The 24743-nt window shown below is 64.8% G+C and carries 21 protein-coding genes and 1 tRNA gene; 7 read left to right on the top strand and 15 right to left on the bottom strand.

Translation table 11 applies throughout. From position 1 onward, the window contains the following. Positions 1-115: 115 nt before the first annotated feature. The 6 genes from CAURI_RS12365 to trmB form a co-directional block, all read right to left on the bottom strand. Entirely contained in the window at positions 116-1129 is a 1014-nt protein-coding gene (locus CAURI_RS12365) for an HNH endonuclease signature motif containing protein (RefSeq protein ID WP_010188579.1), read from the bottom strand. 127 nt (positions 1130-1256) lie between these two features. Then, positions 1257-1604 carry a DUF3054 domain-containing protein gene (locus tag CAURI_RS12360; protein ID WP_010188580.1) on the bottom strand — a complete coding sequence of 116 codons (348 nt, stop codon included), beginning with the start codon at positions 1602-1604 and terminating at the stop codon, positions 1257-1259. Beyond that, positions 1605-2615 carry a lysylphosphatidylglycerol synthase transmembrane domain-containing protein gene (locus CAURI_RS12355; protein WP_010188581.1) on the bottom strand — a complete coding sequence of 337 codons (1011 nt, stop codon included), beginning with the start codon at positions 2613-2615 and terminating at the stop codon, positions 1605-1607. Beyond that, on the bottom strand, positions 2612-5065 hold the full coding sequence (locus CAURI_RS12350; RefSeq protein ID WP_010188582.1) for an MMPL family transporter: 2454 nt from the start codon (positions 5063-5065) through the stop codon (positions 2612-2614). Before CAURI_RS12350 ends, CAURI_RS12355 begins: the two co-directional genes overlap by 4 nt. 7 nt (positions 5066-5072) lie before the next feature. After that, a complete protein-coding gene (locus CAURI_RS12345) occupies positions 5073-5684 on the bottom strand; it encodes an NYN domain-containing protein (RefSeq protein WP_010188583.1) in 612 nt (203 codons plus the stop codon). Next, positions 5684-6457 carry a tRNA (guanosine(46)-N7)-methyltransferase TrmB gene (gene trmB / locus CAURI_RS12340; RefSeq protein ID WP_010188584.1) on the bottom strand — a complete coding sequence of 258 codons (774 nt, stop codon included), beginning with the start codon at positions 6455-6457 and terminating at the stop codon, positions 5684-5686. Before trmB ends, CAURI_RS12345 begins: the two co-directional genes overlap by 1 nt. Positions 6458-6815: 358 nt before the next feature. On the opposite strand from trmB, the gene CAURI_RS12335 reads away from it, so the two are divergent. After that, positions 6816-8636, top strand: coding sequence for a phosphoenolpyruvate carboxykinase (GTP) (locus tag CAURI_RS12335; RefSeq protein WP_010188585.1), 1821 nt, complete (start codon positions 6816-6818; stop codon positions 8634-8636). 54 nt (positions 8637-8690) lie between these two features. On the opposite strand, the gene CAURI_RS12330 is transcribed toward CAURI_RS12335, so the two are convergent. After that, positions 8691-9446, bottom strand: coding sequence for a class I SAM-dependent methyltransferase (locus CAURI_RS12330; protein WP_010188586.1), 756 nt, complete (start codon positions 9444-9446; stop codon positions 8691-8693). Positions 9447-9470: 24 nt separating this feature from the next. Here CAURI_RS12330 and CAURI_RS12325 point away from each other — a divergent pair, with 24 nt between their 5' ends. Continuing rightward, on the top strand, positions 9471-10562 hold the full coding sequence (locus CAURI_RS12325) for a glycosyltransferase family 4 protein (protein ID WP_010188587.1): 1092 nt from the start codon (positions 9471-9473) through the stop codon (positions 10560-10562). Here the strand turns inward: CAURI_RS12325 and CAURI_RS12320 are convergent. Together CAURI_RS12320 and CAURI_RS12315 are read right to left on the bottom strand one after the other, a co-directional pair. After that, positions 10486-11970 (bottom strand): MmpA family trehalose lipid delivery protein, encoded by a 1485-nt coding sequence (locus tag CAURI_RS12320; RefSeq protein ID WP_012715342.1) that lies wholly within the window; start codon positions 11968-11970, stop codon positions 10486-10488. The genes CAURI_RS12325 and CAURI_RS12320 overlap by 77 nt on opposite strands. A 6-nt stretch (positions 11971-11976) precedes the next feature. Next, on the bottom strand, positions 11977-12951 hold the full coding sequence (locus CAURI_RS12315; protein ID WP_010188598.1) for a PorA family protein: 975 nt from the start codon (positions 12949-12951) through the stop codon (positions 11977-11979). A 53-nt stretch (positions 12952-13004) separates the two neighbouring features. Between CAURI_RS12315 and CAURI_RS12310 the strand changes: the two genes are divergently transcribed. Continuing rightward, positions 13005-14192 carry an acyltransferase family protein gene (locus CAURI_RS12310; RefSeq protein WP_010188600.1) on the top strand — a complete coding sequence of 396 codons (1188 nt, stop codon included), beginning with the start codon at positions 13005-13007 and terminating at the stop codon, positions 14190-14192. Between the two features lie 159 nt (positions 14193-14351). Here the strand turns inward: CAURI_RS12310 and CAURI_RS12305 are convergent, their stop codons facing one another. The 3 genes from CAURI_RS12305 to CAURI_RS12295 are packed head-to-tail and all read right to left on the bottom strand — an operon-like array spanning position 14352 to position 18400. Next, on the bottom strand, positions 14352-17666 hold the full coding sequence (locus tag CAURI_RS12305; protein WP_010188602.1) for an alpha-(1->3)-arabinofuranosyltransferase domain-containing protein: 3315 nt from the start codon (positions 17664-17666) through the stop codon (positions 14352-14354). Between the two features lies 1 nt (position 17667). After that, entirely contained in the window at positions 17668-17865 is a 198-nt protein-coding gene (locus tag CAURI_RS12300) for a DUF2613 domain-containing protein (protein WP_010188604.1), read from the bottom strand. A 31-nt stretch (positions 17866-17896) separates the two neighbouring features. Then, positions 17897-18400: a universal stress protein gene (locus tag CAURI_RS12295; RefSeq protein WP_010188606.1), complete on the bottom strand. Its 504-nt coding sequence runs from the start codon at positions 18398-18400 to the stop codon at positions 17897-17899. Positions 18401-18458: 58 nt separating this feature from the next. On the opposite strand from CAURI_RS12295, the gene CAURI_RS12290 reads away from it, so the two are divergent. The 3 genes from CAURI_RS12290 to CAURI_RS12280 are packed head-to-tail and all read left to right on the top strand — an operon-like array spanning position 18459 to position 23013. Next, the gene (locus CAURI_RS12290) at positions 18459-19508 is read left to right on the top strand and encodes a glycoside hydrolase family 3 N-terminal domain-containing protein (protein ID WP_012715341.1); all 1050 of its coding nucleotides are present in this window, start codon (positions 18459-18461) and stop codon (positions 19506-19508) included. 34 nt (positions 19509-19542) lie between these two features. Then, positions 19543-21234 carry a VanW family protein gene (locus tag CAURI_RS12285; protein WP_029158911.1) on the top strand — a complete coding sequence of 564 codons (1692 nt, stop codon included), beginning with the start codon at positions 19543-19545 and terminating at the stop codon, positions 21232-21234. Between the two features lie 3 nt (positions 21235-21237). Further along, the gene (locus CAURI_RS12280; RefSeq protein WP_012715340.1) at positions 21238-23013 is read left to right on the top strand and encodes an ABC transporter ATP-binding protein; all 1776 of its coding nucleotides are present in this window, start codon (positions 21238-21240) and stop codon (positions 23011-23013) included. On the opposite strand, the gene CAURI_RS12275 is transcribed toward CAURI_RS12280, so the two are convergent. The 3 genes from CAURI_RS12275 to CAURI_RS12265 all read right to left on the bottom strand — a co-directional run bounded on the left by CAURI_RS12275 (position 23014) and on the right by CAURI_RS12265 (position 24066). Further along, positions 23014-23700, bottom strand: a complete 687-nt coding sequence (locus CAURI_RS12275; protein ID WP_010188615.1) for a hypothetical protein — start codon at positions 23698-23700, stop codon at positions 23014-23016. It lies immediately after the preceding gene. 9 nt (positions 23701-23709) lie between these two features. After that, positions 23710-23898, bottom strand: a complete 189-nt coding sequence (locus CAURI_RS12270; protein ID WP_010188617.1) for a hypothetical protein — start codon at positions 23896-23898, stop codon at positions 23710-23712. A gap of 94 nt (positions 23899-23992) precedes the next feature. Further along, positions 23993-24066 (bottom strand) — tRNA-Gly (locus CAURI_RS12265). 87 nt (positions 24067-24153) lie between these two features. On the opposite strand from CAURI_RS12265, the gene dcd reads away from it, so the two are divergent. Next, positions 24154-24726: a dCTP deaminase gene (gene dcd, locus CAURI_RS12260; protein ID WP_010188619.1), complete on the top strand. Its 573-nt coding sequence runs from the start codon at positions 24154-24156 to the stop codon at positions 24724-24726. The last annotated feature ends 17 nt before the right edge of the window (positions 24727-24743 follow it).

Here is a 24743-nt window from a genome sequence, read left to right as displayed (position 1 = left end):
TGACATCATCAACCTCGTCATCATGCTGCTCAACCAGGCCGGCGTGAACGTTGGCGCCCTGAGCTCGAAGTAAGCCAGCGCTTCTAGCCCCTCCTTGTGGAGGGGCTTTTTTGATCTACTCCCAGACCGGGCTGGGAAGGAGGACTGGCGGTCCACCGTCGGGAGGCAGCCAGGCCATGCGTCCTTCGATGCGGTCGATGCGCCCGCGATATGTGGGGCGTGCGGGGTCATCGTCGTTGATAGCGTTGTGGTACTTACATAGCGGCACGAGGTTGTCGAGGTTCGTCGGCCCGCCATCCTGCCACCGTCTGATGTGGTGCATCTGGCATTCCGCGGCCGGTCTTGTGCAGCCGAGCCAAGCGCACGTCGGATGCTCTGCGCTGAGCAAAAGCCGCTGTTTATCGTTGGCGAAGCGGCTGCCGTGATACACATTGACCGGCCCCTCGACTGGGTGAAAGAGGGAGACGAAGCCACGCTCGTCGAACGTCGTGTGAAGGAACTCAGCGCCCGTCATGGTGCCGCCGTCGGTAGCCTGCAGAAGGATGTCATCGCCCTCGCCGCGCACAATCTTGTCCAGCTGTTCAAGGCGCACAATGACGTGAGCATGCAACGCCGGCTTCGGCGCCCCACTGCCGGAAAAGACCTCGTGGACTGCCTTCAGCAGATCCTCCGAGGTGGCTTTGAGCGTGCCTACCAGATTGGCAATCGCGCGCGGGCGGTCGGTGATGATGAGCTTGTGCATGCCGCCCGTACTGCGTCGCACACGGACGCCAGGAGTGGGCTCGGGCTTGAGCTCCGCGAGCCGGCGCTTCGCCACGCCCGCAATCTCACCCTCGGGTGTCCCACACAACTCCACTCGCAGGTCCCATGCTTGGCGTGAGTTCTTGACGCGCGACACATGCCGTTCAATCTGTAACAGCGTATCCAGCGCATGGTCAGTCTCCCGGGCGCGGCGCTGCTTGGCAGTGAAAGCAGTCTGGCCAAAATAAACGCGGTGAAGTCCTTCGAGCTGCCGTGCTATGCGCGGCGTCGCGCCAAGCGCCAGCATCTCCTCACGGGTGTGGCCAGCGCACAAGGACACGACGTGCATGCCGCGAGCGAGTACCCCGAGTAAGTCCCCCAACTTCATGCCCCACACACTAAACCGGCCCGAAGCACCCCGCAACCGGAACGCTAAACTCCCAGCTCAAACACTAATTTTCAAAGGCGTAAAAGGATGAAAGTAGGTCGACGGGTAACCGACTATGACATAGATTCTATGCGCGGGAGCGGGACGCAAAGGCCGCGATGGCGCGCCAACCAAAGAAGAACAGCGCCGACATCACGGTGGCCACGATGAGGAAGGACCAGTGTGGCAGGCGGCCGTTGACCAGCATCCACAGGGCCATGCCGCCAATGATGGCGCTCAGCCACACGACGACGCCCTCCTTCCACAGGCCGCTCAGCTTCGCCGCCATGATGATGACCCAGCCAACCAACGCGCCCACGGTCCACGGCCAGAAGGCATCAACCCACGAGCTAAAGCTCAGACCACCGTGCGCCAGGCGGGCGAGGATGGCGAAGAGGGCGAGAGCGAGGACGTCGATAAGCGGGGCGACGCGCATTTAGGATTCCTTCCGGTTCAACGCCGCGTAAGAGAAGCCATCGCGGGCGTAATGAGCGAAGTAGATGACCCATCCAATGATAGTGATGAGCGCAAAGGAAATAAGCCGGTAGATGATGGCGGCGGAGGTGGCGTGCACCACGGTCAGGCCCGTGGCCACCAGCGGGGTGATGAGCGCGGCCTCCACCGTGCCCACACCACCCGGGGTGACCTGTGCGGAGCCGGCCAGCTTCGCCGCGAGGAAGGCTAGGGCAACACCGGCCAGGGTGGTGTCATCGGCGCCGGCGCGCAGCCACGGAATCTCCCCGGTCACCGCCCACACGGAGGCCCACAGCGCTGCCATATCGGCCAGGCGGTGAACCAGCGACGCCCCAGCAACCACAGCAAAGGGGCCACGCGAAAGGTGGACCTCGCCCAAGTTGCGCACCTCTTGAATCGCACGGTCCCGCTTCGGGCCGGGCCGCAGCTTGCGCAGCCAGCGCTCAAGGGTCACCGGGTGCGAGGTCAGCCAGAAGATGCCCCCGAGCGCCGCGAGCATGAGGACAACCGTGGTGATCAGCGATCCCAGAGCCATATCCGCGTTGAGGAAAAATACCCCGCCCAAGCCAATGAGCGCGAGGAACATCGAGCTAATGATCGAGGATAAAAACAGGAAGTAGCTGCACAGCGCCACCGACGCACCCCAGCGGCGCTGCACCTGGAAGGTGAGCAAAGCCGAAAAGGCGGGGCCCGCCGGCAGAGTCGTGGACCACGCATTGGAGGCCAGCGTGATGGCGTAGGTCTCGCGCAGCGGCACCTTGACGCCGCCCGCGCCGATGAGCCGCTTCATCACCTCCGCCATGCCCGCGATGGAGAGCAGTGCGAAGAACACCACCAGCACCACGGGGAAAGGTTCAGCGTGGCGCAGGCGGCGCAATCCCTCGGAGATGAAGTCCAGCTGGTCGCGGAAGAACCACGCTAGCGCGGCCAGAATCAGCAGGGAGATTATCCAGGTCAGCCAGTTCTTCTTCATCGACCATCCGTGGACTTGAGGCGCTTGACCAGCTCGGAGAAGGGGATGAGCTCCGCGTCAGTGTCGGCGCTGCGGTCCCCGCGTACGGCGGCTTCGCTTGCCCTGCTTGCCGACGTCCCCTCTACCTCGCCCCGCGAGCCCGGCTTTTCGACAGGTGCTGTGGGAGTAATGGGAACAACCGGTTTCTCTGCCTGCCCGGTGGATCCAGCCGAAGAACGCGGCTCGTCCCGCTCGGTAGTTACGGTGGTGGAGGGCACAGCCTGTTTAGCCGGTGCGGCCTCTTCGTTGTTCAGCGCTGGGGCGGTGGGCGTTGGCGCGGCAGCGGATGCGGTGGCTAGGTCCGGCTCGGCAGCTGGAGTGTTGTCGCCGCCGAGGCGATGGGTCAGGCGGGTGAGGAAGCGCGGGGCCCACCAGTTGTCCTCGCGCAGCAGGTGCATGACGGCGGGGACGAGGAGCATGCGGACGATGGTGGCGTCGATAAGCAGGGCGAAAATCATGCCGAAGGCGATGTACTTCATCATCACGATGTCGGAGAAACCGAAGGCACCTGCGACCACGATCATGATGAGCGCGGCCGCCGTGATGATGCCACCGGTGTGCGCGGTGCCCGCAGCGATGGCCTCGTCCGTGGACGCACCGCGGCGGCGGGCCTCCACCATGCGCGAAACCAGGAAGACTTCGTAGTCCGTGGACAGGCCAAAGACGATGGCGATGATGAGCACCAGAATCGGGCTCATGAGCGGGCCGGCGGTGAAGTTGAGCAGGCCGGAGCCGAGGCCGTCGACGAACATGAGCGTCAAGATGCCCAGCGTCGCACCCAGGGAAAGCAGCGTCATGATGATGGCCTTCAGCGGCAGGATGAAGCTGCCGAAGACCAGCGCCATGAGGATGAAGGTGGCCAGCACCACGTAGAGGGCCATCCAGGGCAGCGTGTCGAAGAGCGCGTCGAGGGATTCGACCTCCATGGCCGGGGTACCGCCGACGTAGAGCTCCACGCCTTCCGGTGCCTCAATGTTCTCGAGCTCGTGGACGATCCGCGCGTAGTCATCGCGGTCTTGGATGCCGGCGCCGAGGACGGTGGTGCCGTCGACGGTCGCGGTCTTCGGGCCCATCGGCTCGGTAAGGCCTTGGATGGAGCGGGCTTGCATGACGACGTCGACAAGCTGTTCATTCGTCGCGTTCTTCACCACCAGCTTGACCGGCTCGGTGCGGAAGGAAGGGAATTGCTCGTTGAACTGGTCCTGCGCCACGCGCGCGTCCTGGTTGGGCGGCAGGTAGGTCTCGTTGATGCCGCCGAATTTCACGCCCAGCACCGGCAGGGTCAGCGCGATGAGCAGCGCGCAGATAGCGGTGGTCATCAGACCCGCGCGGCCCATGGCCCAGCGCGGCATCCGGTACCACCACGTGTCCTCGATGCGGCGCCCGCGGCGCGAGGTCTTGCGCACAGTCCACTTGTCGATGTTGGGGCCCAGCAGGCCAAACAACGACGGCAACACCATCACCGACAGGAGTGCGGCGAGGCCGACGGCGGAGATGGAGCCATAGGCCACGGACTTGAGGAAGGCCTGCGGGAAAAGGAAGAGCCCGGAGAGGGACACGGCCACCATCGCGGCGGAAAAGACCACGGTCTGGCCGGCGGTGGCGGTGGTGATCGCCACGGCCTCTTGGGTACTGCGGCCCTTGTCCAGCTCCTCGCGGAAGCGCGAAACCATGAACAGGCCATAGTCGATGGCCAGGCCCAAGCCCAGCAGCGTGACGACGGCCTGCGCAAACACGTTGACCTGCAGGAAGCCGGCCAGGATGGAAAGGATACCCAAGGAACCTAGGATGGATAGCCCGCCCACGACGAGCGGCATGAAGGCCGCGACGACGGAGCCGAAGACTACGAGGAGCAGAAGGCCGACAAGCGGGAGGGCGGCCTTCTCCGCGCGGGAGATGTCCTTGGCCATGCCCTCATCCAGCGCATCGGCCACGGCGGTGGCACCCGCTACCTGCACGGGCAGCCCGCTGGAGTGCAGGGAATCCTCGATGGCGCGGAAGTCCTTGAGCGTTTGCTCGCCGTCGCCCTTCAGACCGATGGCGGCGAAGGCCGTGGAGTGGTCCTGCGTGATGAGGTTCGGGTTGCGCTTATCAAAGTAGCTGGTGACGGAGTCGATCTGCTCCGGGTACTGGGTCTGGAGCTCGTCGAGGAAGGCCTTGGCCTCGGCGGCGTGGGCATCGGGGTCGTCGAAAAGCAGGATGACGTCGCCGGAGTTGTCGCGGCCGAAGGTCTCCAGCTCGATCTGTGCCGCGCTTGTCGACGCCGCCCCTGGGTCCTCCCAGCCCTCCTGGCTCATGCGCTCCTCAAGGCGCGTGCCGAAGCCGACAAAGAGGCCGAGGATGAGCCCGACGATGAGGAGCGGAATGACCTTGCGGTGGGCGTAGGAGAAACGGCCCCAAGAATAAAACATGCGGCTCCTAACTGTGCTCGGGCGCGCGCTCCGGAAGCAGCGCGGACAGCGGGCGGAAAGGCTGCAGCCAGGCGCCGCCTGGAGGTAGATTATCCAGGTTAACGCGCGGCAGCGGCTCGCGGAAGACGCCCTCGATATCTTCGAGGTCGACGAATTCGATGTCGGGGTGGGTCAGTGCCCAGGAGGCGTGCTCGTGGAAACCGAGCACGCAGGTGGGCAGGCCGGAAGCGTTGAGCTGTTCCAGCAGGTGTTGGAAGTTCTGGCCGTCAGCCGAGGCCACGATGACACCGGAGAGGTTCTCGCGGTTGGCTTTGATGTACTCGACCATGTCGGGGTCGACATCATCGTCCTCGTGGAGCTTCGGCTTGGCAAAGACGGCGAAGCCGACGTTGCGGATGGCCTCGACCCACGGGCGGATGACGTCGGCGCCGCCGGGCGTGACGTTGGTGAAGACGGCGGCTTCGGGAGTGGCGTCGTTGTCGAAGGCCAGCTCCACCAGCCAGCGGCCGATGGCGTCGAAGCGTGGGCGGTAGGCGGCGGTGGGGCGCCCGCCGAGGATGGCGCCGAGCCCCATGTCCATGTTGGGCGCATCCCACACCAAAAGGTAGGTGCCGGCCATTACTTCTTCTCCCACAGGTACTCGGTGATGACGTGTTCCTTATCCAGACCCTTGCCCTCAAACTTGGTGATGACCTGACGGTCGGTGAGGATGGGGCACTCCGGCCAGGGCCAGCCCTTGTAGTCGAGGGAGGGCTCGACCTCGACGAGCTCGTTAATCCACTCGGTGTAGCCGGCGTGGTCGGTGGCCACGTGGAGCACGCCGCCCGGCTTGAGGCGGGAAGCGAAGAGGTTGAGCGTGCCGGATTGGATGATGCGGCGCTTGTGGTGGCGGGCCTTGGGCCACGGATCCGGGAAGAAGATGCGGATGCCGTCGAGGGACTCGGGCGCGAACATGCGCATGAGAACTTCGATGCCATCGCCGCGGACCATGCGGATGTTCTCAATGTCGTTGCGGATGATGGAGCCCAGCAGCTTGGCTAGGCCCGGCTTGTAGAGCTCGACGGCAACGATGTTGGTGTCCTTTTCCAACGGGGCCATCGCGGCAGTGGAGGTACCGGTGCCGGAGCCGATCTCCACGATGGTCTTGGCGCCCTCGCGGCCGAACCAGGCAGGGATGTCGAGGGGTTCGTCGGCAAGCAGGCGTCCCAACTGAGGCCAGTGCTCCTCGAAGAGGGCGTTCTGGTTGTCGGTGAGGGTGCCGCGACGGAAGGTCACGTTGCCGAGGCGTGGGTAGTCCAAATCATTGTTGAACTCGGCGTTGAAATCCGTCTGGAGGCCGCGGCCATGAGGCATCTGCGCGGCGGGATTCTGGGAGGAGTCTGCACTATTCATCAGTTGACATTGTTCCCTTAAGCAGGGGTGAGGGGCAACGTGCCGCGCCGTGGAGGGCGGAGGGGCGTCCAGGTGGAGGCCACACAGGACGCCGTGGGGGTAGCGGGACGGGCGTACGGGATGGGCAACCCAAAGAAAATCCACCCCTGTGCGGGGGTATCTTTGGTGGCTGCGTGCCTTAATTCACACTTCGTTGTCCTTGGGTTAGTCGGGTTAACCAGGGTGGATATAACCGGGGTGGGCTGTATTACACATTCTGTTATCACCAGTATCCGTACTCTGGTTGGTGAAACGTCGATAGGGGAAACCTTCGGCGATATAAAGCACCCTGGCCACACCGACCACAGGAGAATGTGAGATGACCGCAACCATTAAGGGCCTTGTAGGTGAACTGCCCACGAAGAACGAGAAGCTTATTTCGTGGATCAGTGAGAGCGTCGAGCTCTTCCAGCCGGAAGAGGTCGTCTTCGTAGATGGCTCCCAGGAGGAGGCTGACCGTCTCGCCGCTGAACTCGTGGAGAAGGGCACCCTGATTAAGCTCAACGAGGAGAAGCGCCCGAACTCCTACCTGGCTCGCTCGAACCCGTCGGATGTCGCGCGCGTGGAGTCCCGTACCTTCATCTGCACCGAGACTGCCGAGGACGCAGGACCGACCAATAACTGGGCCCCGCCGGCAGCCATGAAGGAAGAGATGACCGAGGCCTTCCGCGGCTCCATGAAGGGCCGCACCATGTATGTGGTGCCTTTCTGCATGGGCCCGATTAGCGACCCGGACCCCAAGCTCGGCGTGCAGCTTACTGACTCCGCTTATGTCGTGCTCTCCATGCGTATCATGACCCGCATGGGTCAGCAGGCTCTGGACAAGATCGGGGACAACGGCGATTTTGTCCACGCCCTGCACTCCGTCGGTGCTCCGCTGGAGCCGGGCCAGGAGGATGTCGCGTGGCCGTGCAACGACAAGAAGTACATCACGCAGTTCCCGGCAACCAAGGAGATTTGGTCCTATGGCTCCGGCTACGGCGGAAACGCCATCCTGGCCAAGAAGTGCTACGCGCTGCGTATCGCTTCCGTCATGGCGAAGGAAGAGGGCTGGATGGCAGAGCACATGCTCATCCTGAAGCTCACCAACCCGGAGGGCAAGAAGTACCACATCGCGGCCGCCTTCCCGTCCGCCTGCGGTAAGACCAACCTGGCCATGATTACCCCGACCATCCCGGGCTGGAAGGCTGAGGTCGTGGGCGATGACATCGCCTGGATGAAGCTGCGCGAGGACGGCCTGTACGCCGTCAACCCGGAGAACGGCTTCTTCGGCGTGGCACCGGGTACTAACTACGACTCCAACCCGATCGCCATGAAGACGATGGAGCCGGGAAACACCCTGTTCACCAACGTCGCGCTGACCGACGACGGCGATGTCTGGTGGGAGGAAATGGGCGAGGCCCCGGAGCACCTCATCGACTGGCATGGCAACGACTGGACCCCGGCTTCGACCACCAAGGCTGCGCACCCGAACTCCCGCTACTGCGTGCCGATTACCCAGTGCCCGTCCGCTGCGCCGGAGTTTGATGACTGGAAGGGCGTCAAGATTGACGCCATCCTCTTCGGCGGCCGCCGCGCGGATACCGTCCCGCTGGTGACCCAGGCCTTCGACTGGAACCACGGCACCATGATTGGCGCCCTGCTCTCCTCCGGCCAGACCGCTGCCGCTGAGGGCAAAGTCGGCGCCCTGCGTCACGACCCGATGGCCATGCTGCCGTTCATGGGCTACAACGCCGGTGACTACCTGCAGCACTGGATCGATATGGGCGAAAAGGGCGGCGACCGCATGCCGGCCATCTTCCTGGTGAACTGGTTCCGCCGCGGTGAGGACCGCCGCTTCCTGTGGCCGGGCTTCGGCGAGAACTCCCGCGTTCTTAAGTGGATCGTGGACCGCATCGAGGGCAACGTCGACGCCGTTGAGACCGTCGTGGGCCACACCGCCCGCCCAGAGGATATCGACCTCACCGGCTTGGACTTCGACATCGAGGACGTCCGCGAGGCGCTTGCCGTGAACCCGGCCGATTGGGCTGGCGACATGGAAGACAACAAGGAGTACCTGACCTTCCTGGGCTCCCGCGTTCCGTCTGAGGTGTGGGACCAGTTCTCCGCCCTCAAGGAGCGCGTTGAGTCTGCCTCCTAGTCTTCGCATCTAAAGAATGCTCCCCTGCGGGGGAGCATTCGGCGTTTTCGGGGATTAAGCGCGCAGGACGAGGACCAGGTTAGAGGTGAGGAACTCGCGCAGCACCGGCACCTTGAGCACCCACCAGGCCCACCACGGGTGGTAGCGCGGGAAAGCTGCGACGAGCTCCGAACCACGCGACGATTCACGTCGCGCCCAGTCCAAGCCCTCGCGGGCGGAGAGCGCAAAGAGCGAGGTGCCGAAGACGTTCTTCGGTGGGTGGCCGTGGCGGTGGGTGTAGCGGTCGCGGGCGAACTCGCCGCCCACGTAGTGCTCCCACAGGCCGGTTTCGTGCCCGCCGAAGGGTCCCAGCCACACCGTGTAGCTCACGATCACCAGCCCGCCGGGCTTGGTTACGCGCAGCATCTCCTCGCCCATGTCCCACGGATTGGGGATGTGCTCGGCCACGTTGGAGGAATACGTGATGTCGAAGGTGTCATCCGCGAAAGGCAGGCGCGTGCCATCGCCGCGCACAGCCTGGGCCACCTCGATGCCGGCGGCGGACATCTCGCCCACGTCCGGCTCCAGCCCCACATAGCTGGCCCCGCGCTGGGCAAAGGCCGACGCGAAATAGCCGGGCCCTCCCCCGACGTCGAGCACGCGCGCGCCGGTGAGGGACAAAGACTGGTCGCGGGAGAGGGCGTCGACAAGCGCGGCGGTGTCCTCAGCCAGCCCCCCATAAAAGATCGCGGGTGCTGTCTGCTCAAAACGGAAGGAGCGCAGCAGCCGCCAGGAGCGGCGCAGTGTGGCCAAGGCACGGGTGCGTTTCATAACCCACTAGGCTAAAGCATCGTCATGAAAATCCTTCTTTTGTGCTGGCGCGATTCCACCCACCCGCAAGGTGGCGGCTCCGAGCGCTACCTCGAGCGCGTCGGGGAATACCTCGCTGCCCAGGGCCACGAGGTGGTCTTCCGCACCGCGCGCCACATGAACGCCGCTAAGCGCGAGCGCCGCAACGGCGTGCTTTACTCGCGCGCCGGGGCCAAGTTCAGCGTGTACCCGCGCGCTCTGTTGTCGATTTTATTGGGGCGCCGCGCTTTGCGCGGCGCTGATGTCGTGGTGGATACCCACAACGGCATTCCCTTCTTCGCGCGCCTGGCCACCCGCGCGCCCGTGGTGATCCTGACGCACCACTGCCACCGCGAGCAGTGGCCGGTGGCCGGGCCCGTCCTGGCGCGGCTGGGGTGGTTCCTGGAATCTCGCGTGGTGCCCGCGCTGTATCGCGAGAACACGTGGGTGACGGTCTCGGAGGCCTCGAAGCGTGACCTGGAGAAGCTGGGGATTCACGGCGCGCACATCATTGAGAACGGCGTGGACCCCCTGCCGTCACACGTGCCCACCTTGGAGCGCGAGGCCGACATCCACCTGGTGACGCTGTCGCGCCTGGTGCCGCACAAGCAGATTGAGCATGCCATGGACACCGTGGCGCGGATTCCGGGCGCGCTTCTCGACGTCATCGGTTCCGGCTGGTGGGAATCCCACCTGCGCGAGTATGCGCGCGCCCACGGGGTGGAGGCGCGCGTGCGCTTCCGTGGTCAGGTGACGGAGGATTATAAGCATGCGCTGCTTGCGCGCGCCGACGTCCACCTCATGCCGTCTCGAAAAGAAGGCTGGGGTTTGGCAGTCATGGAGGCGGCCCAACATGGGGTGCCCACAGTAGGTTATGCGTTTGGCCTGCAAGACAGCGTTATCCACGGCAAAACCGGTGTGCTAGTACAGCGCGAGGAGGAGTTCGCGCCGGCGGTGCGCATGCTTGTGGCCGACCCCCTCCTCCGCCACCGTTTAGGCAACGCGGCGCGCGAGTTGGCGGCTACTTTTTCGTGGGAGAAAACCGGCGCGCGCTTCGAAGAGTTGCTAGAAGCGGAAGTGCGCACCAGGCGGCGCTAAGCCCCCACGGGGCGGGTGCCGGTTGCGCGTTGGTAGTGGCAACGATGCTTCCCGCTTCGACGACCGCGCCCACGCCGAGTTCCTCCAACCGGTCGAGGTCGCGGTTGCCCCAGGCCTCGGCGGCCGCTAAGTAGCGGGGTGAGGGCTCATCCACGTTTATGCCGTCGACGGTGAGCGCCCCGGAGTCGAGCTTGTTGGCGGCCTTGGAGTAGGGGTCGAGGGCGATGCCGCCGTCGAGCGGCACCATGGCGGGGCGATCGGCGAAGAAGGTCAGGCGCCCGTCGAGGTCTTCGACGAGCTGGCGGTCGATGCCCGTTTCGCGTGGGCGTAACACGGCGAGCTCCTTAGGGGCATCGGGGGCCTGGAGCAGGCAGGCGCACAGGGCGAGTGCGGCGGGTAGTTGGCGCAGGGCTCCGATGCCTGCCACAGCCAGCGGTAGGGCCAGGAGAGTGAGCTTGGAGGAATCGCGCAGCAAACCCGCGCCGGGGATGTGCTCCACGGCGAAACCGGTGACCCCGGGGGCGAGTGCGCCGAGGACGGCCAGGCTCATGCCGAGAACAGCCAGGGCCGCGAGCGGGCGCAGCTCGCGCCGGGGAAGGCGGGTGGCGCCCAGAACGGCAAGGGCGGCGACGGCCAGGCCTGCTAGAGCGAAGCCATGCTCGCGGGACGCCGGCACCGCCGCAGCATTCCAGATGCCGCCGAAGCCGAGCAGCGAGCCAACCGCACCCACGTAGGCCTCCGCGCGCGGGGCAAAGGCCGCGGCTTGGGCGGCGGGGTCGCCGTGGGTTCCCGGATTTCCGGCCGCGAGACTGGGAACCAACCACGGCAACCACAACAAGACTGAGCCGCCCGCGAAGAGCCACCTTCTTCGCCCTTCGCGCTCACAGGCAACCGCGATGAGTCCCCCGAAGAGCCCGCCGGTGGGCGTCAAGGACGCGGCCCACAGCGCCAGCCACGCCACGCGCGGGCGAGCGCTCAAGCAACCCCACGCGATCACGGGTGCTAACCAGGCGGCGACTGCTAGCGACCACTGGCCCTGCAGGAGGCGCTCGATGACGAAAGGATTGGCCACCGCGCACGCCATTGCCGCGGCCGCCGCCCACGGGCTGAATTGTGGGCGCTGGCACGTCCATAGACCCGCCACCCACGCCGAGGCACTCGCCGCGCCGAGGATAAAAACCCTGGCCAGCCACGCCCCGCCAAAGAGGGCAAGCACCCCGTCCTGTGGAGCATTGCGCGCGGGAAGATCTCCGGCGCCGAAGGCGGCGGCGCTGAGGGCCGGGCGGTCAAGCAGCACCATGTCGCGCCACAGGAACTCGCCGGGCAGCACAAAGGGCCAGCACACGGCGAGCACGAGCACCACGCCCCACGCGCCGAGGGCGGTGCGCGTCGCAAGGGAGGTAGTCACGGGCGCCTACGCGCTCTGCGCCGAATGACGGCGCATAAACATCGCGGCCGCCACTGCCAACAACGCCACGCCGATGGCCTTGCCCAACCAGCCCACGAGGCTCAAGATCTTGACCGTGTCGATGACCCGGCGAACAGAGTCGAGGCGTTCGGTGCGGGTGGAGTCGGACCAGGAGAGGGGGACGTCGAGAAGCGCACGCTCCTGTGTGTCATCGGCGTCAACCATGGCCTGGGCCTGGCGCGCGTCAGTGGCCCAGAAGACGCGCGGGTGTTCCTCCTCGTTGAGGATGGTGCCCGTCGTGGGCTCTACCCATACCGTGCGGCTCACCGCGTAGAAAGGCTCGAGGATGACGTGCGAATTCGGCTTGAGGTTGTAGCGCTCAAGGGATTCCGGCGAGTAGAAATCCCCCGCCGGGCCGGAGCGCTGGTTGTCGAAGGCGAAGACCTCCGCGAGGGGAACCGGCGCGACATCCTGGTGGAAGACATAGGTCGGGATGCCGTCGAGCTTCTCATCGCGCAAAAAATCGATGGGCTCCGCGTCCTGGGTGAGCGGGTCGAAGAAAGGATAGGAGCGCTGCTCCGCGCCAGCGGGGAAGAAGTAGCTGATGCCATCGCGCTCGATCCGGTCTTCCACCTGCAGGTCGAAGGCAGAAAGATCGATGTGCTGCGTGGTGTTCGGGCCCGCCACCGGGTAGGTGGACTCGCGGTTGAGCAGGGATTCCTCGGTGATGTGCGCGAAGGTGTCGCCATCTACGGTGAGCTCCGTGGTGGACTCAGCGTGGGCCACGGAATCCTTCTCCGCGGGGGCGGTCGTGGTGTGGCGGGTGAACTCGACCCCGTCCTGTTCTGCGTGGACCGTGATGTAGAGGTCCCTGGGCAATGGGCGGGACTGGTTGTTATACAGCGGCGGAAGGATGGACCCGAGTATGAGGAATACCGCGGCGGCAATCGTCACCTGCGCTAGGCGGGAGCGAAGGAACACGTCAGCTCCGATCGGTCGAGGGATTCACTGCAGAAATAGTATCGTAGTGGGCCATGCGCTTTCTCCCTGAGCTCGAAGGCGTGCGTGCGCTGGCTGCATTGGCAGTCGTGATCACGCACGTGTCCTTCCAGACGGCAACCGGTTGGGCCTGGGCTGAGCGCTTGGATTATGGGGTGGCGGTCTTCTTCGTGCTCAGCGGTTTCTTGCTGTGGCGCCGGCGGCATGCGCACACGGCGGGGCAGTATCTTCTTTCTCGCGTGGCGCGTTTGGCACCGCTGTATGTGGTGTGCGTGGTGGCGGTACTCGCCTTGCTTCCCGACGCTTCCCCCTTAACCTTCCCGCAAGTCATCACCAACCTGACCGGCACGCAGCTCTATATTGCTGACGGCTTGGTTCCCGGGTTAACGCAATTGTGGTCGCTGTGCGTGGAGTTCGCCTTCTATGCGGTGTTGCCGCTGTTGGCGTGGTTGTTGGATAGGCTTTCGGCGCGCCCGCGGGTTGCACTTATTGCTGGAGCTGGCGTGCTGAGTTTGTTCTGGGGTTTTCTGTCGTTTGTGGCCGGATATGAATCCGGCGATGTCAATACGCAGATTTGGCCGCCCGCGTATTTCTCGTGGTTTGCGGTGGGAATGTTGGCCGCGGAGGCGGAGGCAGCTGGCGTGCGTGTGCGCGCCGGGCGCATTGTGCGGCCCGCTTGTTGGGCGGTGGCGGCGGGCTGCGTGTGGCTGGCCAGCCGCGAGTGGTTCGGCCCGCAGGGCTTGGTGCATCCAGAACCGGGTGAGTTTGCGCGGCGCATTGCGGCGGGGGCCGTGTGCGGGGCGTGCATCGTGGTGCCGGTGGCGCTGGCGCCGCGCGAAAGCTGGCTCTCCTCCGCTGTGATGCGGGCGCTGGGCCGCTGGTCATATGGGGTTTTCATGTGGCATGTGGCGGTGCTGGCCATCGCCTTCCCGCTGTTGGGTGTGTCTGCCTTCTCGGGTGCTGCCTGGGATTTCGCGGTGGTGCTGGCTTTTACGGTGGTGGTCAGCTGCGTGCTGTCTGCTGCGACCTACGTGCTTGTCGAGGTCCCCGGCCGCGACCTCATCCGCTCCCTCGCCTTTACGCGCGGTCGCATCGCCGTTCCGCGTTCGTTGCCGCGCCAGGCAGATAACCCTGCCGGCTCCGCTTCTGCGAGCAATGCCAGTTCCGGATCCCTCGCCAGCCCTGCTGGCTCTGATGATTCCGCCGGTTCGGTGGGGTCGTAGACGGCACTTCACACATGGCATTTTCCAGAAGGCATTAGTCAAACGGTTTCCTTGCCCCCAAACAAACCTTTTATATCGCCGCAGATGGTTTCCTTGACCCCAAAGACACCTTCTGACTAATGCCTTTTGAGGGGAACCATATGCGGTGAGGCAGGGTACCTAGGGCGTGCTGCGGGGCGGGAGGCAGGCACAGGTAATGGCCGCGACGCAGAGCAGTTGCACGAGCAGCGAGTCGCCGGCGTAGCCCTCCGCGGGCCAAGGTGCGCGGGCGAGCATCGCGCCCGCGGCAAGGGTGAGCATACCCGCCAGATAGTCGGAGCGCAGCGTGGTCCAGCGGGTGATGGCCCACGCCGCGGCAGCGGCGGCCACACCGGGCAGACCTGCGACGAGAGCCATCGTTGCCGCAATGAGCAGGGCTAGCAGGACACGCGCCGAGGTAGACGAGTGAGCAACACGGGCGGGCGAGAGCATTTGGGAAGCTGCGGAGGATACCGGCAGGGCGGCATCGGCGACTGGGCTGGTCGAGGTTGTGTCGTGTGCTGCGTACGCCCCGGACGAAGCAGCGGAAGCAGTAGGCGAGGCGGGGGCAGCGGCTTGGGAGCGGGGGCCGCGGGCCATGACGAGCAGACACAGCGCGGTGGTCAGCGCGGCGAGCGCGCCGCCGAGGCCCAAGCCCACGCGATAGGCGCGGTCGGCAGCGAAAGACATGTGGAAGGTGCCGCCGGCACCGGCGGGAATGAGGAAGGCTTGCGTGTCGGCATCGATGGAGCGCGGTTCGAGGGCCAGCGGTTCCGAGTTGGAGTTCGGCGTCGAATCCGGCGCTGCGTCTTGTGCTGAACCTGGCGTCGAGATCGCGGCTGTGCTGGGGGAGCGCAGCTCGCCGCGCAGGCCCTCGTTGAAGGCACGGCCGGTGATGAGGAGGCGGTGGTGGTCGGCGGGCTCGATGGGCTCGCCGGCAGCGAGCGGGGTATAGCCGTGGTCAGCGCCCGATGCGGCCGATGGGGTAGCGCCGGTTGCGGGTGCTGGGCGATCAGAGTTGATAGGAAGGGGCGCGGGCAAGGAGGACGCGGTATCGGTCAGCGCCGCCCAGTCGCCGGTGGTGCGCACGAGGTGCTGACCGGCGGAGAGGTCGAGGGTGGAGTTGGGGGTGTGGGGGGAGCCGTCGATAAGCACTGTCTTCTCACCCGAGACCCGCACTGTCATATCGCGCGGGGCGGTGAAGGAGCGGATGAGGATGTGTTCGTTATCCTGCTGGAAGAGGAACTGCTCGGCATTGGGTGAGGTATCGGGAACGGTGACGATGCGCCGCGGGGTGGGCTGATCCACGATGGAGGCCTCCGCAATTCCGGTGCGGCGCTGCGGCTCGATGCGGATGGTGGAGGCCTTCGCGCCGGGCACGCGAATATCGCGGGCGCGGTAGGCCTCCATGGTGACCGTGACCTTGGAGTCGCCGTTGTGGATGGTCACCTCAGTCGTGCCGGTGGTCATCAGCCGCAGCGTGGGCGAGGTCCACGTGGAATCGGAGTGCAGCTCCAGCCAGCCGGAATCGCCGGGCGCTGGCCACCACGCGGTGGAGTTCTCACCGTCAACGGCCGCGGTGAGAGAGCGCGCCGGGTTCGCCCCGCCGAAGGCCGAGGCATCCGCGGCAGAGGACGATGCGGTGACGCGACCATCGTGCTCCACCACCTGGGTCAGCGGGCCAGCGGAGGGGTAATCGCGCAGTCGATTGCGCACGGTAGAGGGGTCATCAGGGGCCAGCGGCGCGGAGACCGGGCCGGAAAGCGTGCCGTAGTTGCGGTCACGCAGCGTAGGCGTATCGGTGACGATGTCCGCGTCGGAGGAGACGAGCTCGTGGGGACCGGAGAGGAGCGCGAGCGACTCGCCGCCGCCCGCCACGCGCGGCGGATCCGTAGGCGCTAGGTTCATGGAGAGGTCGCGGTCGAAAACTACGACGTCGACCTCCCCGAAGGTGTGGACCTCGCCCGGAATATGGGTTGCAGAACCAGAAATCAGGTCGTGGCGCACCGCGACGGCCCCGATGCCCAGGCGCTGCAACACGAAGGGCGCCGTAGTAGGGTCGCGCTCGATCTGCGCCATCGCACCGTCCAGGCCACGGATAGCCTCGGGCGGGATGAGGGGAACGGCGTCGCGGACGGCCCAGGGGACGTCGAGAAGCGGCTGCGCCGGCTCATCGCGCGTCCACCCCCACTCCTGCCGCGCAAAGGAGGCCGGCGGGTAGATGAGCACGCGCGTATCCAGGCTGTTCATGAAATCGGCGGCCTTGTGCCAATAGGCGGGTACCTCTTCGTAGGCGCCCTTCGGCAGCAGCCGGCCCGCCCACGCCGGTGCGGTCGCGCCCACAACCACGAGGCACACCAGAAGGCCCGCTGCTTCACGACGTCCCGGGGCCAACGTCCGCGGCAACCTCACCCGGGCCACCACCGCGGCCACGCCGAGCACCAGCGGGATGCGCACCAGCGGGTCGAATTTATGCACGTTGCGCAGCGCGGCCAGCGGGCCGTCGAGCGCGTCGAGGTACCACGCGGCATGCGTGCCCAGTACGGCCACACCCACCAGCAGCATGACACCCCACAGGCGCGGAAGGCGGGACAGGCCCACCAGGCCCAAGGCAGCAACGCCGATGGTGACGAGCACGAAGACCGGCTCGGTAGCCAGCTCGTTGCCGGCGACGCGCTCGGTATCCACAAACGGCGCCCAGCTGGTGGTGCCGCGCAGGATTTCCGCCAGGTTAAACCAGCGCGTGGTCACGCCGGCGGACTCGATGAACCCCGTAAAAGGCGGGGCATAGCGGCCTAGGATCAGGAGCGGGATAATCCACCACGCGGATACCGCAGCGCATCCAGCCAACCACACCAGGCCAGTTTTGCCCGCGCGCCGCCACAGCAGAATCAAGCCCGCCGGCAGGCAGGCAGCCAGCGTGGCCGTGGCGTTGACCGCGCCCATGCAGGCCACTGCGACGACCGAGGGCGCGGCATCCCGCCAGCACAGCCGGCCCGGCCGCAGGAAAGGAAGCAGCACCCAGGGTGCCAGCATGACCGGCCAGGTCTCCGAGGAAATCGCGCCCAGCGTGGTCAGCGTGCGCGGGGAGAGCGCATAGAGGAGGCTGCCCACCAGCGCGGCATAGCCCGGCGCGGCGGGAAGCACTGTGCGGGCCACGCGGAAGAAGCCCAGAAAGCCCACGGCCAGGACCAGGAACCACCAGGCGCGCTGCGCTATCCAATCCGGAAGCGGATCCGCCAGCAAGAAGAATAAGCCCTGCGGGAAGAGGTAGCCATAGGCCTGGTTCTGCAGCTGGCCCAGCGTGAAAGTATCGGTATAGGTATGCAGGGCGCCGGCCAAAAACCGAGCCGGGTTGGCCACCAGATCATGCTTGGTATCGGCCGCAGTCAGCCCCCACGGCTGCACCAGAACCACGAGGGCTAAAAAGAAAAGCCCCCCGATGCGTGCGCGCACGCTACTCGCGGGAGCCGTACTCCGGCCCGCCCATCACGGCGTCGGAGGCCTTGACGGAATTATCGTTTGGAACGGCATCTGCCTGCGAGAACTGGGCGATGCCCAGGATGGTCACGACCCCCAGCGCTACGCCAACGACCGCGCTGCCCAGGGCCGGGCCCAGGGTGCGCTTGTTGAGTGAATCGCTGTCGAATGCCATGGCGCCAGATTCTAGCAGCTAAAAGCTGCCTTTAGGAGTCGCTTTCTGCCGCGTCGTCCTCATCGTCGTTCTCCGGCGGCACGATGAACACCGGCAGACCCGCATTGCGCACGATGTACTCTGCGGTGGAGTTGTTCCACAAAGAGCGGAAGCCAGTGAGCGCGCGGGTACCGGTGACGATGACGTCGATGTCGAGTTCTTGGGCGGCGTCGACAATCGCGCTCTGAATCGTCGTTACGGATTCCACCAGGTGGGCATGGCCCCGCAGACCCAGGGTCTCCGCCTTGGCGATGCCCTGGCGGCAGATGGCGAGGGCTTCCTCGTAGGCCGGATCATCCTCCACGCTGTCCGGCGAGACCGTGGACTGGTGCAGCCCGGTGCGGCTGACGGCGCGGGCGGCCTGGCGCGCGGAGGGCTCCCAGGCGGTGAGGATTTCGACGTCGGTGGGGCGCAGGAGCCGCGCGGCGTACTCGAGGGCGCGGTCGGCGCGGTCGGAGCCGTCATAGGCAATGAGCATGGTCTCTCCGTTATTCATGTGGCTATCCTAACAACCGGTTGTTGCCCGTGCGGGTGCTTCAGGCACACTGGTGTGCATGAAAAAAGCAATGCCCGCCCTCCTGTTGAGTGCTATCTGTGCGCTAAGCGCGTGCAGTACGGAGCCTGAGCTTTCCGACGCCCCGCCTAGCGAAACCAGCGCCGCGGCGTCTAGCGATGCGGCACCACAGGATGCCGCGCCTGAAGACGTTCGTGCCCGCGCCGCCGCCAAGCTCATGCCGCCGGCGCTGAACTACGAGGATGCCCGCGCTAAGCTCGAGGCCGGCGTGGGCGGGCTCTTCATCCCCAGCTGGGCCGACCCGGAGCTGCTGAGCGATGGCCCGCGGGGAGTGAACGCTTTGCGTGAGGAGATGGGCCGCGACTTTGAGGTCTCCATCGACTTCGAGGGCGGGCGTGTGCAGCGCTTCTCCGAAATATTGGGAGACTACCCCTCCCCGCAGGCCATGGCGGAGGGCCATAGCCCGGAAGAGGTCGAGGCCCTGGCCACGGAGATCGGGCACAGCCTGCGCGCCCACGGCGTGACGGTGGACTTCGCCCCCGTGCTCGACGTGGATGGGGGAGACTTGGAGGTCGTCGGCGACCGCGCCTTCTCCACCGACCCGGCGGCCGCCGGTGAGTATGGCGCGGCCTTTGCCCGCGGGCTGCAGGCTGCCGGTGTGAAGGCCGTGTTCAAACACTTCCCGGGCCACGGCCGCGCCTCCGGGGATACGCACCTGGGTGAGGCCGTGACCCCGCCGTTAGAAGAGCTCTCTGGTCACGAGTTCGTGCCTTTCCACACGGCAATCCCGCAAGCCCCGGAAGCAGCGATCATGATGGGCCACCTCGTGGTTCCAGGCCTCGGCGAGGAGCCCGCCTCCCTCAACCCGCGGGCCTACCAGCTCGCCCGCGAGGAGCTGGACTTTGAGGGCACCATTTACACCGATGACCTGGGCGGAATGGCGTCCATCTCGGAGAACTTCAGCGTGCCGGAGGCCGTGGCCGCAGCCCTTGCCGCAGGTGCCGATATGCCGCTGTGGTCCACCGACGAGGACATTAACGCGGTCATTGATGCAGCTGCCGAAGTCGTGGCCCAACAGGAGCGCGACTAGTAAAAACTAGCTGGCAGACGTTAATCTCGTACACGTGAAAAAGGCAATCGGACATAGGCAGCAACGACGCAAGGGGCTCCATGTGACCCTTGGTGTGCTCGTCGGCCTCCTACTCATCGCCGGCATCGCCTACGCGTGGGACGTCATGGCCAACCAGCACAAGGTTCCGCGCGCGACGTCGGTCGGCGGCGTGGACATCTCCCGCATGGAGCGCACCGCTGCGGTGGAGAAGCTGGAGCAGGAACTCGGGGATGTCGCGGCCCAGCCCGTGGATATCCGCGCCGGGGAGAAAAGCTCGCAGCTTATCCCTCAAGATGCCGGCCTGAGCCTGAATTATCAGAAGGCCGTCGACGGCATTCCTGACGCCTCCCTGAACCCCTTCTCGCGCCTGTACAGCTTCATCAAGCCCACCCAGGAAATCCCTGTCGCCGTGGACGTCGATGAGGGCCAGCTCTCCGGGGAGCTCGAGCGCGTCGGCAACGAGCTGAAGGTCGAACCGGAGGATGGAAACCTGGAGCTTATCGACGGCTCCCTCAAAGAGACCAAACCCAAGCTCGGCCAGGCAGTCGAAGAGGGGGAGCTGCACGAGGGTGTGGTCAAGCACTGGCTCGACCCCGAGGGCGTCGAGGTTGAGCCAATGGTGGTGGAGCCGCAGATTAATGATGAAGCGATTGAGGCTATGCGCACCGGGGATGCCGCCCGCGCGCTGGATAACCCGCTGACCCTGAAGGGCGAGAACAACACCGCCGGCACCCTGCGCAAGCCGGAGATTTCCCAGTTTGTCTCCATCGCCGCCAAAGACGGCGAGCTGCGCCTCAAGGTGGATAAAGACCGCGCCCGCGAGCTCTTCCAGGAGCGCATGCAAGGCTCTGAGGTGCCCGGCACCAACGCCAAGATTTCCTTCAGCGGCAACGACAAGCAGATCACGCCCTCGGTGGATGGCTCCATTATCGACTGGGAGAAGACCTTCGAGGGCTTCGAGGATCGTGTAAGCAGCGAGGACGACCGCGAATGGGACGCCGATTACAAGCCGGACCCCGCGGACTTCACCACGGAGATGGCGGAGAAGGCCACCTTCGATGAGACCGTGTCCGAGTTCTCCACCGGCGGTTTCTCCGGGGCCTCCGGCACCAATATCCGGCTGGTGGCCCAGCAGGTCAACAGTGCCGTGGTCAACCCGGGTGAGACCTTCTCCCTCAACGGCTACACCGGCCCGCGCGGTACCGCGCAGGGCTACGTGGAATCCGGCATCATCATCGATGGCCACGCCGGTACCGCCGTGGGCGGCGGCATCTCTCAGTTCGCTACCACCTTGTACAACGCCGCGTACTTCGCCGGCATGGAGGACGTCGCGCACACCCCGCACTCTTATTACATTTCGCGCTACCCGGCCGGCCGTGAGGCCACCGTTTATGAAGGCGCGATTGACCTGCAGTTCAAGAACACCTCGAATCACCCGGTGCGCATTGAGACTGACTTCGGCAGCGATATCACCGTGCGCTTCAAGGGCGTGAAGACGGTGGAGGTCGAGTCCATCAACAACGGCCGCTGGGCCAAGACCGAGCCGCAGCGCAAGTCGGTGAGCGAGGATTGCTCGCCGTCGTCTGGCGCGCCGGGCTTTACGACGTCCGATACTCGCGTGATCAAGGACCTCTCCGGCAAGGAGATCTCCCGGGAGACCACCACCACGGTCTACGACCCGCAGCCTATCGTTACCTGCGGTTAAGCCATGACCCGGCCGATGCACACCGCGGTGAAGGACCCGGCGGACGTCGATCAGCTGGCCCAGCACCCGGTGAAGTTTGGTCGCGTCGCCGGCCTCTTCGCCCCGCACCGCGGCACGCTGCTGCTGGTGGTGACACTCATCATCGCCACCTCTGGGCTGACGGTGGTGCAGCCCTTCCTCGTACGCCGCACCGTGGATGAGGCCATTCCTGAACACGACACCGCGCTGCTGCTGTGGTTGGTCGGCGGCATGCTGGCCATCACCGTGGTCTCCCAGGCCATCGGCGTTATTCAGTCCTTCCTGTCGGCGCGGGTGGGGCACACCATCATGCATGAGCTGCGCACGCAGGTCTTTGCCAACCTGCAGCGCCAATCCCTGCAGTTCTTTACCAATAACCGCGGCGGGGAAATTCAATCGCGCCTGACCAATGACATCGCGGCGATGCGCGGCATGGTCACCACCACGGCGACGTCTGTGGCCAGCAACCTCACCATGACGGTGGCTACGTTGGTGGCGATGGTCGCGCTCTCCCCCACGCTGTCGCTTTTGTCCCTGGTGGTACTGCCGCCTGCAGTGTGGCTGACCCGCCGCGCCGCCGTGCTGCGCCGCAGCCTCATGGAGAAAAACAGCCGCGCGCAGGCAACGTTGCAGCAGACCATTTCGGAGAATCTCTCGGTTTCCGGCATGCGTCTGGCGGCCACGCTGGGCGCGCAGGAGCGCGTCTATGACGGGTTTGAGAAGACCTCGCGCTCCCTCATCCGCCTGGAGTTGGAATCGCAGCTGGCCGGGCGCTGGCGTATGGCGCTCACCCAGATTATTTTTGGTGTGATGCCGGCCCTGATTTACCTGGTGGCTGGCCTGCGCCCGGGGATTACGATTGGCACGCTCATCGCCTTTTCCACCCTGCAGACCCAGATTTTCCGCCCGATTACCGGCCTGCTCAACGTGGGCGCGCAGTGGGTGGCGTCGATGGCGCTGTTCAGCCGCATCTTCGAGTACCTGGACCTGGAGCCCGAACTCACCGAAGCCACTCAGCCCGCCCAGCTTGCCGACGCCTCCCTCACCCTCCACCACGTCTCCTACCGCTACCCCGGCACGGACACCGACGCGCTGAGCGACGTCTCCCTTTCCATCCCCGCCCACACCACCACCGCCTTGGTGGGGCATACCGGTTCCGGCAAGTCCACGGTGGCCGCCCTCCTGGCGCGCTTAGCTGACCCGACAGAAGGTTCCGTGCGCTTAGGTGGGGTTGACCTGCGCGATATTCCACCGGAGCAGCGCGCGGAGGTCATTGGCGTGGTTTCCCAGGAGACCTACCTCATCCACGGCACAGTGCGGGAGAACCTCCTCTTCGCGCAGCCCGATGCCAGCGAGGAACAGATGTGGGCGGCGCTTAACGCCGCTCGCGTGGACGAGGTCATCGCCGCGCTTCCTGATGGGCTGGATACGCTCGTGGGCTCGCGCGGCTACCGCTTCTCCGGCGGTGAGCAGCAGCGCCTCTCGCTTGCCCGCACGCTGCTGCGCCAACCCCAGGTACTCATCCTGGATGAGGCTACCTCGGCCCTCGATAACGAAACGGAGCGCGCCATCCAAGAAGCAGTGCTTGGTGCGGACGCCACCCGCCTGGTCATCGCGCACCGCTTGTCCACCATCCGCGATGCAGATCAGATCGTTGTCCTCGATGCCGGCCGCGTGGTCGAGCGCGGCACCCACGCCGAGCTGCTGGCCCGCGACGGTGCTTATGCGGCGCTTCTGCGTGCTGCCGACGAAGCGAGCTAGTCACCATTCGGCGGGCGCCAATGTGGGGCCATTGTGGTCTATATCTGGGACGTCATAGCCGAGCTCGCAGAGAACTTCGACGGCTAAGTGGGGGTTGGAACGAATGACGGCTCTTTTCTGTGATTCTCGGAACCTCTTCCGGCCCGTAATCACGTGCTGTTCCCAGCCTTCACGTGCTTCGATGCCGAATTCCCTAATCACAAGTTCAACTACATCCTCTAAACACACGCGGAAGCGGTGACCGCCCATAGGGGAATGGATGTCTTGCTGCTGGAACGCCTTGTCCTTTTGTCCCGTCGAAGCCAGCAGAAGTCCGAGGGCCACGGAGTCAGAATGGAAATGAAAGTGGGAAACTGGCTTATTTTGTGCGTCTCGTTCGTATTCAAACCGAACAATTGGAGGCTGCTTTTTTGATTGGCGGTAGCAAATCTTGAAGCTGCTCGCTGCCACAGCTAAATGCTTGCCTGAGCTGTTCTCGCACATTGCATAAGAAGCTTCCAGCAAGGCGGGTGCTGCATTCGATGTCTTAGACTTTAACTCTTTCGATAATTGAAAACTGAACCTTTTACGCTCTGAGTTGAAAGCCTCGCCTGCGACTATCGTTGGTCCAGGAAGGCAATCATCCAAGAGTTGCTTGGCATCATTGGCGAACTTGTTTGCCAAGTTGGCTAGATGATGTGCATCCATGGCGGAGGATTAATCTCCGATGACGTACGCGAGCGCTTCAAAACGGGTGAGAATTTCCTCGTCCGCAATGGAGATTTCATCAATTGCGCGCAATGCGCGAAGCTCATCGATGGTTCGCGGGCTAAGGTCCTGAAGGAGTTGTTCGCGTTCTTTTTGTAGCTCAGCGGTTGTTCGTGGAGTGAATATAGGCGCGGACACTGGGACTCCTTTCCGTATGCTTTGTAGCATAGATGCAACAGTGGACACGTGTATTGGAGTAAAAGTAAAACCCAGCCTGAGCTGGGTAAATGAATGGAGCCGACGACGGGAATCGAACCCGCGCCAGCAGCTTGGGAAGCTGCAGTTCTACCATTAAACTACGTCGGCGCAATGCAGATTGTGCATCGCTGTAAAGCTTAGCACCGCCGCCGTCCGAGGCCATAAAAGGCCCAGTGGGGAGGTAGACTATCAACCGTGCTTCTTTCTGATCGTGATATCCGTGCCGCCATCGCCGCTGATGCTCCCGAGCGTTTGAGCATCGAGCCTTTCGACGCCGAGATGGTCCAGCCATCATCTATCGATGTGCGCTTGGACAAGTTCTTCCGCGTGTTTAATAACTCGCGCTACACGCATATTGACCCCAAACAGGAAATGCCGGACCTCACCAGCGAGGTGGAGGTGGCTGAGGGCGATGCCTTCGTCCTGCACCCCGGCGAGTTCGTGCTGGGCGCCACGCTGGAAAAGTTCACCCTGCCGGCCAACCTGGCAGGCCGCTTGGAAGGCAAGTCCTCCCTAGGACGCCTGGGCTTGCTAACGCACTCCACGGCAGGCTTTATCGATCCGGGCTTCTCCGGACACATCACGCTCGAGCTGTCCAATACCGCTAACCTGCCCATTTCACTGTGGCCGGGGATGAAGGTGGGGCAGTTGGCCATCTTCAAGATGTCTTCGCCTGCCGAGGCGCCGTATGGCTCCGGTGTGTTGGGCTCGAAGTACCAGGGCCAGCGTGGGCCGACGCCGTCGAAGTCCTATCTGAACTTCCGCTAAACTTTTCGTTCTCGCCG

The organism is Corynebacterium aurimucosum ATCC 700975 (genome assembly GCF_000022905.1).
GTDB lineage: Bacteria > Actinomycetota > Actinomycetes > Mycobacteriales > Mycobacteriaceae > Corynebacterium > Corynebacterium aurimucosum_F.
This window is presented reverse-complemented; position numbering and strand designations above follow the sequence as displayed.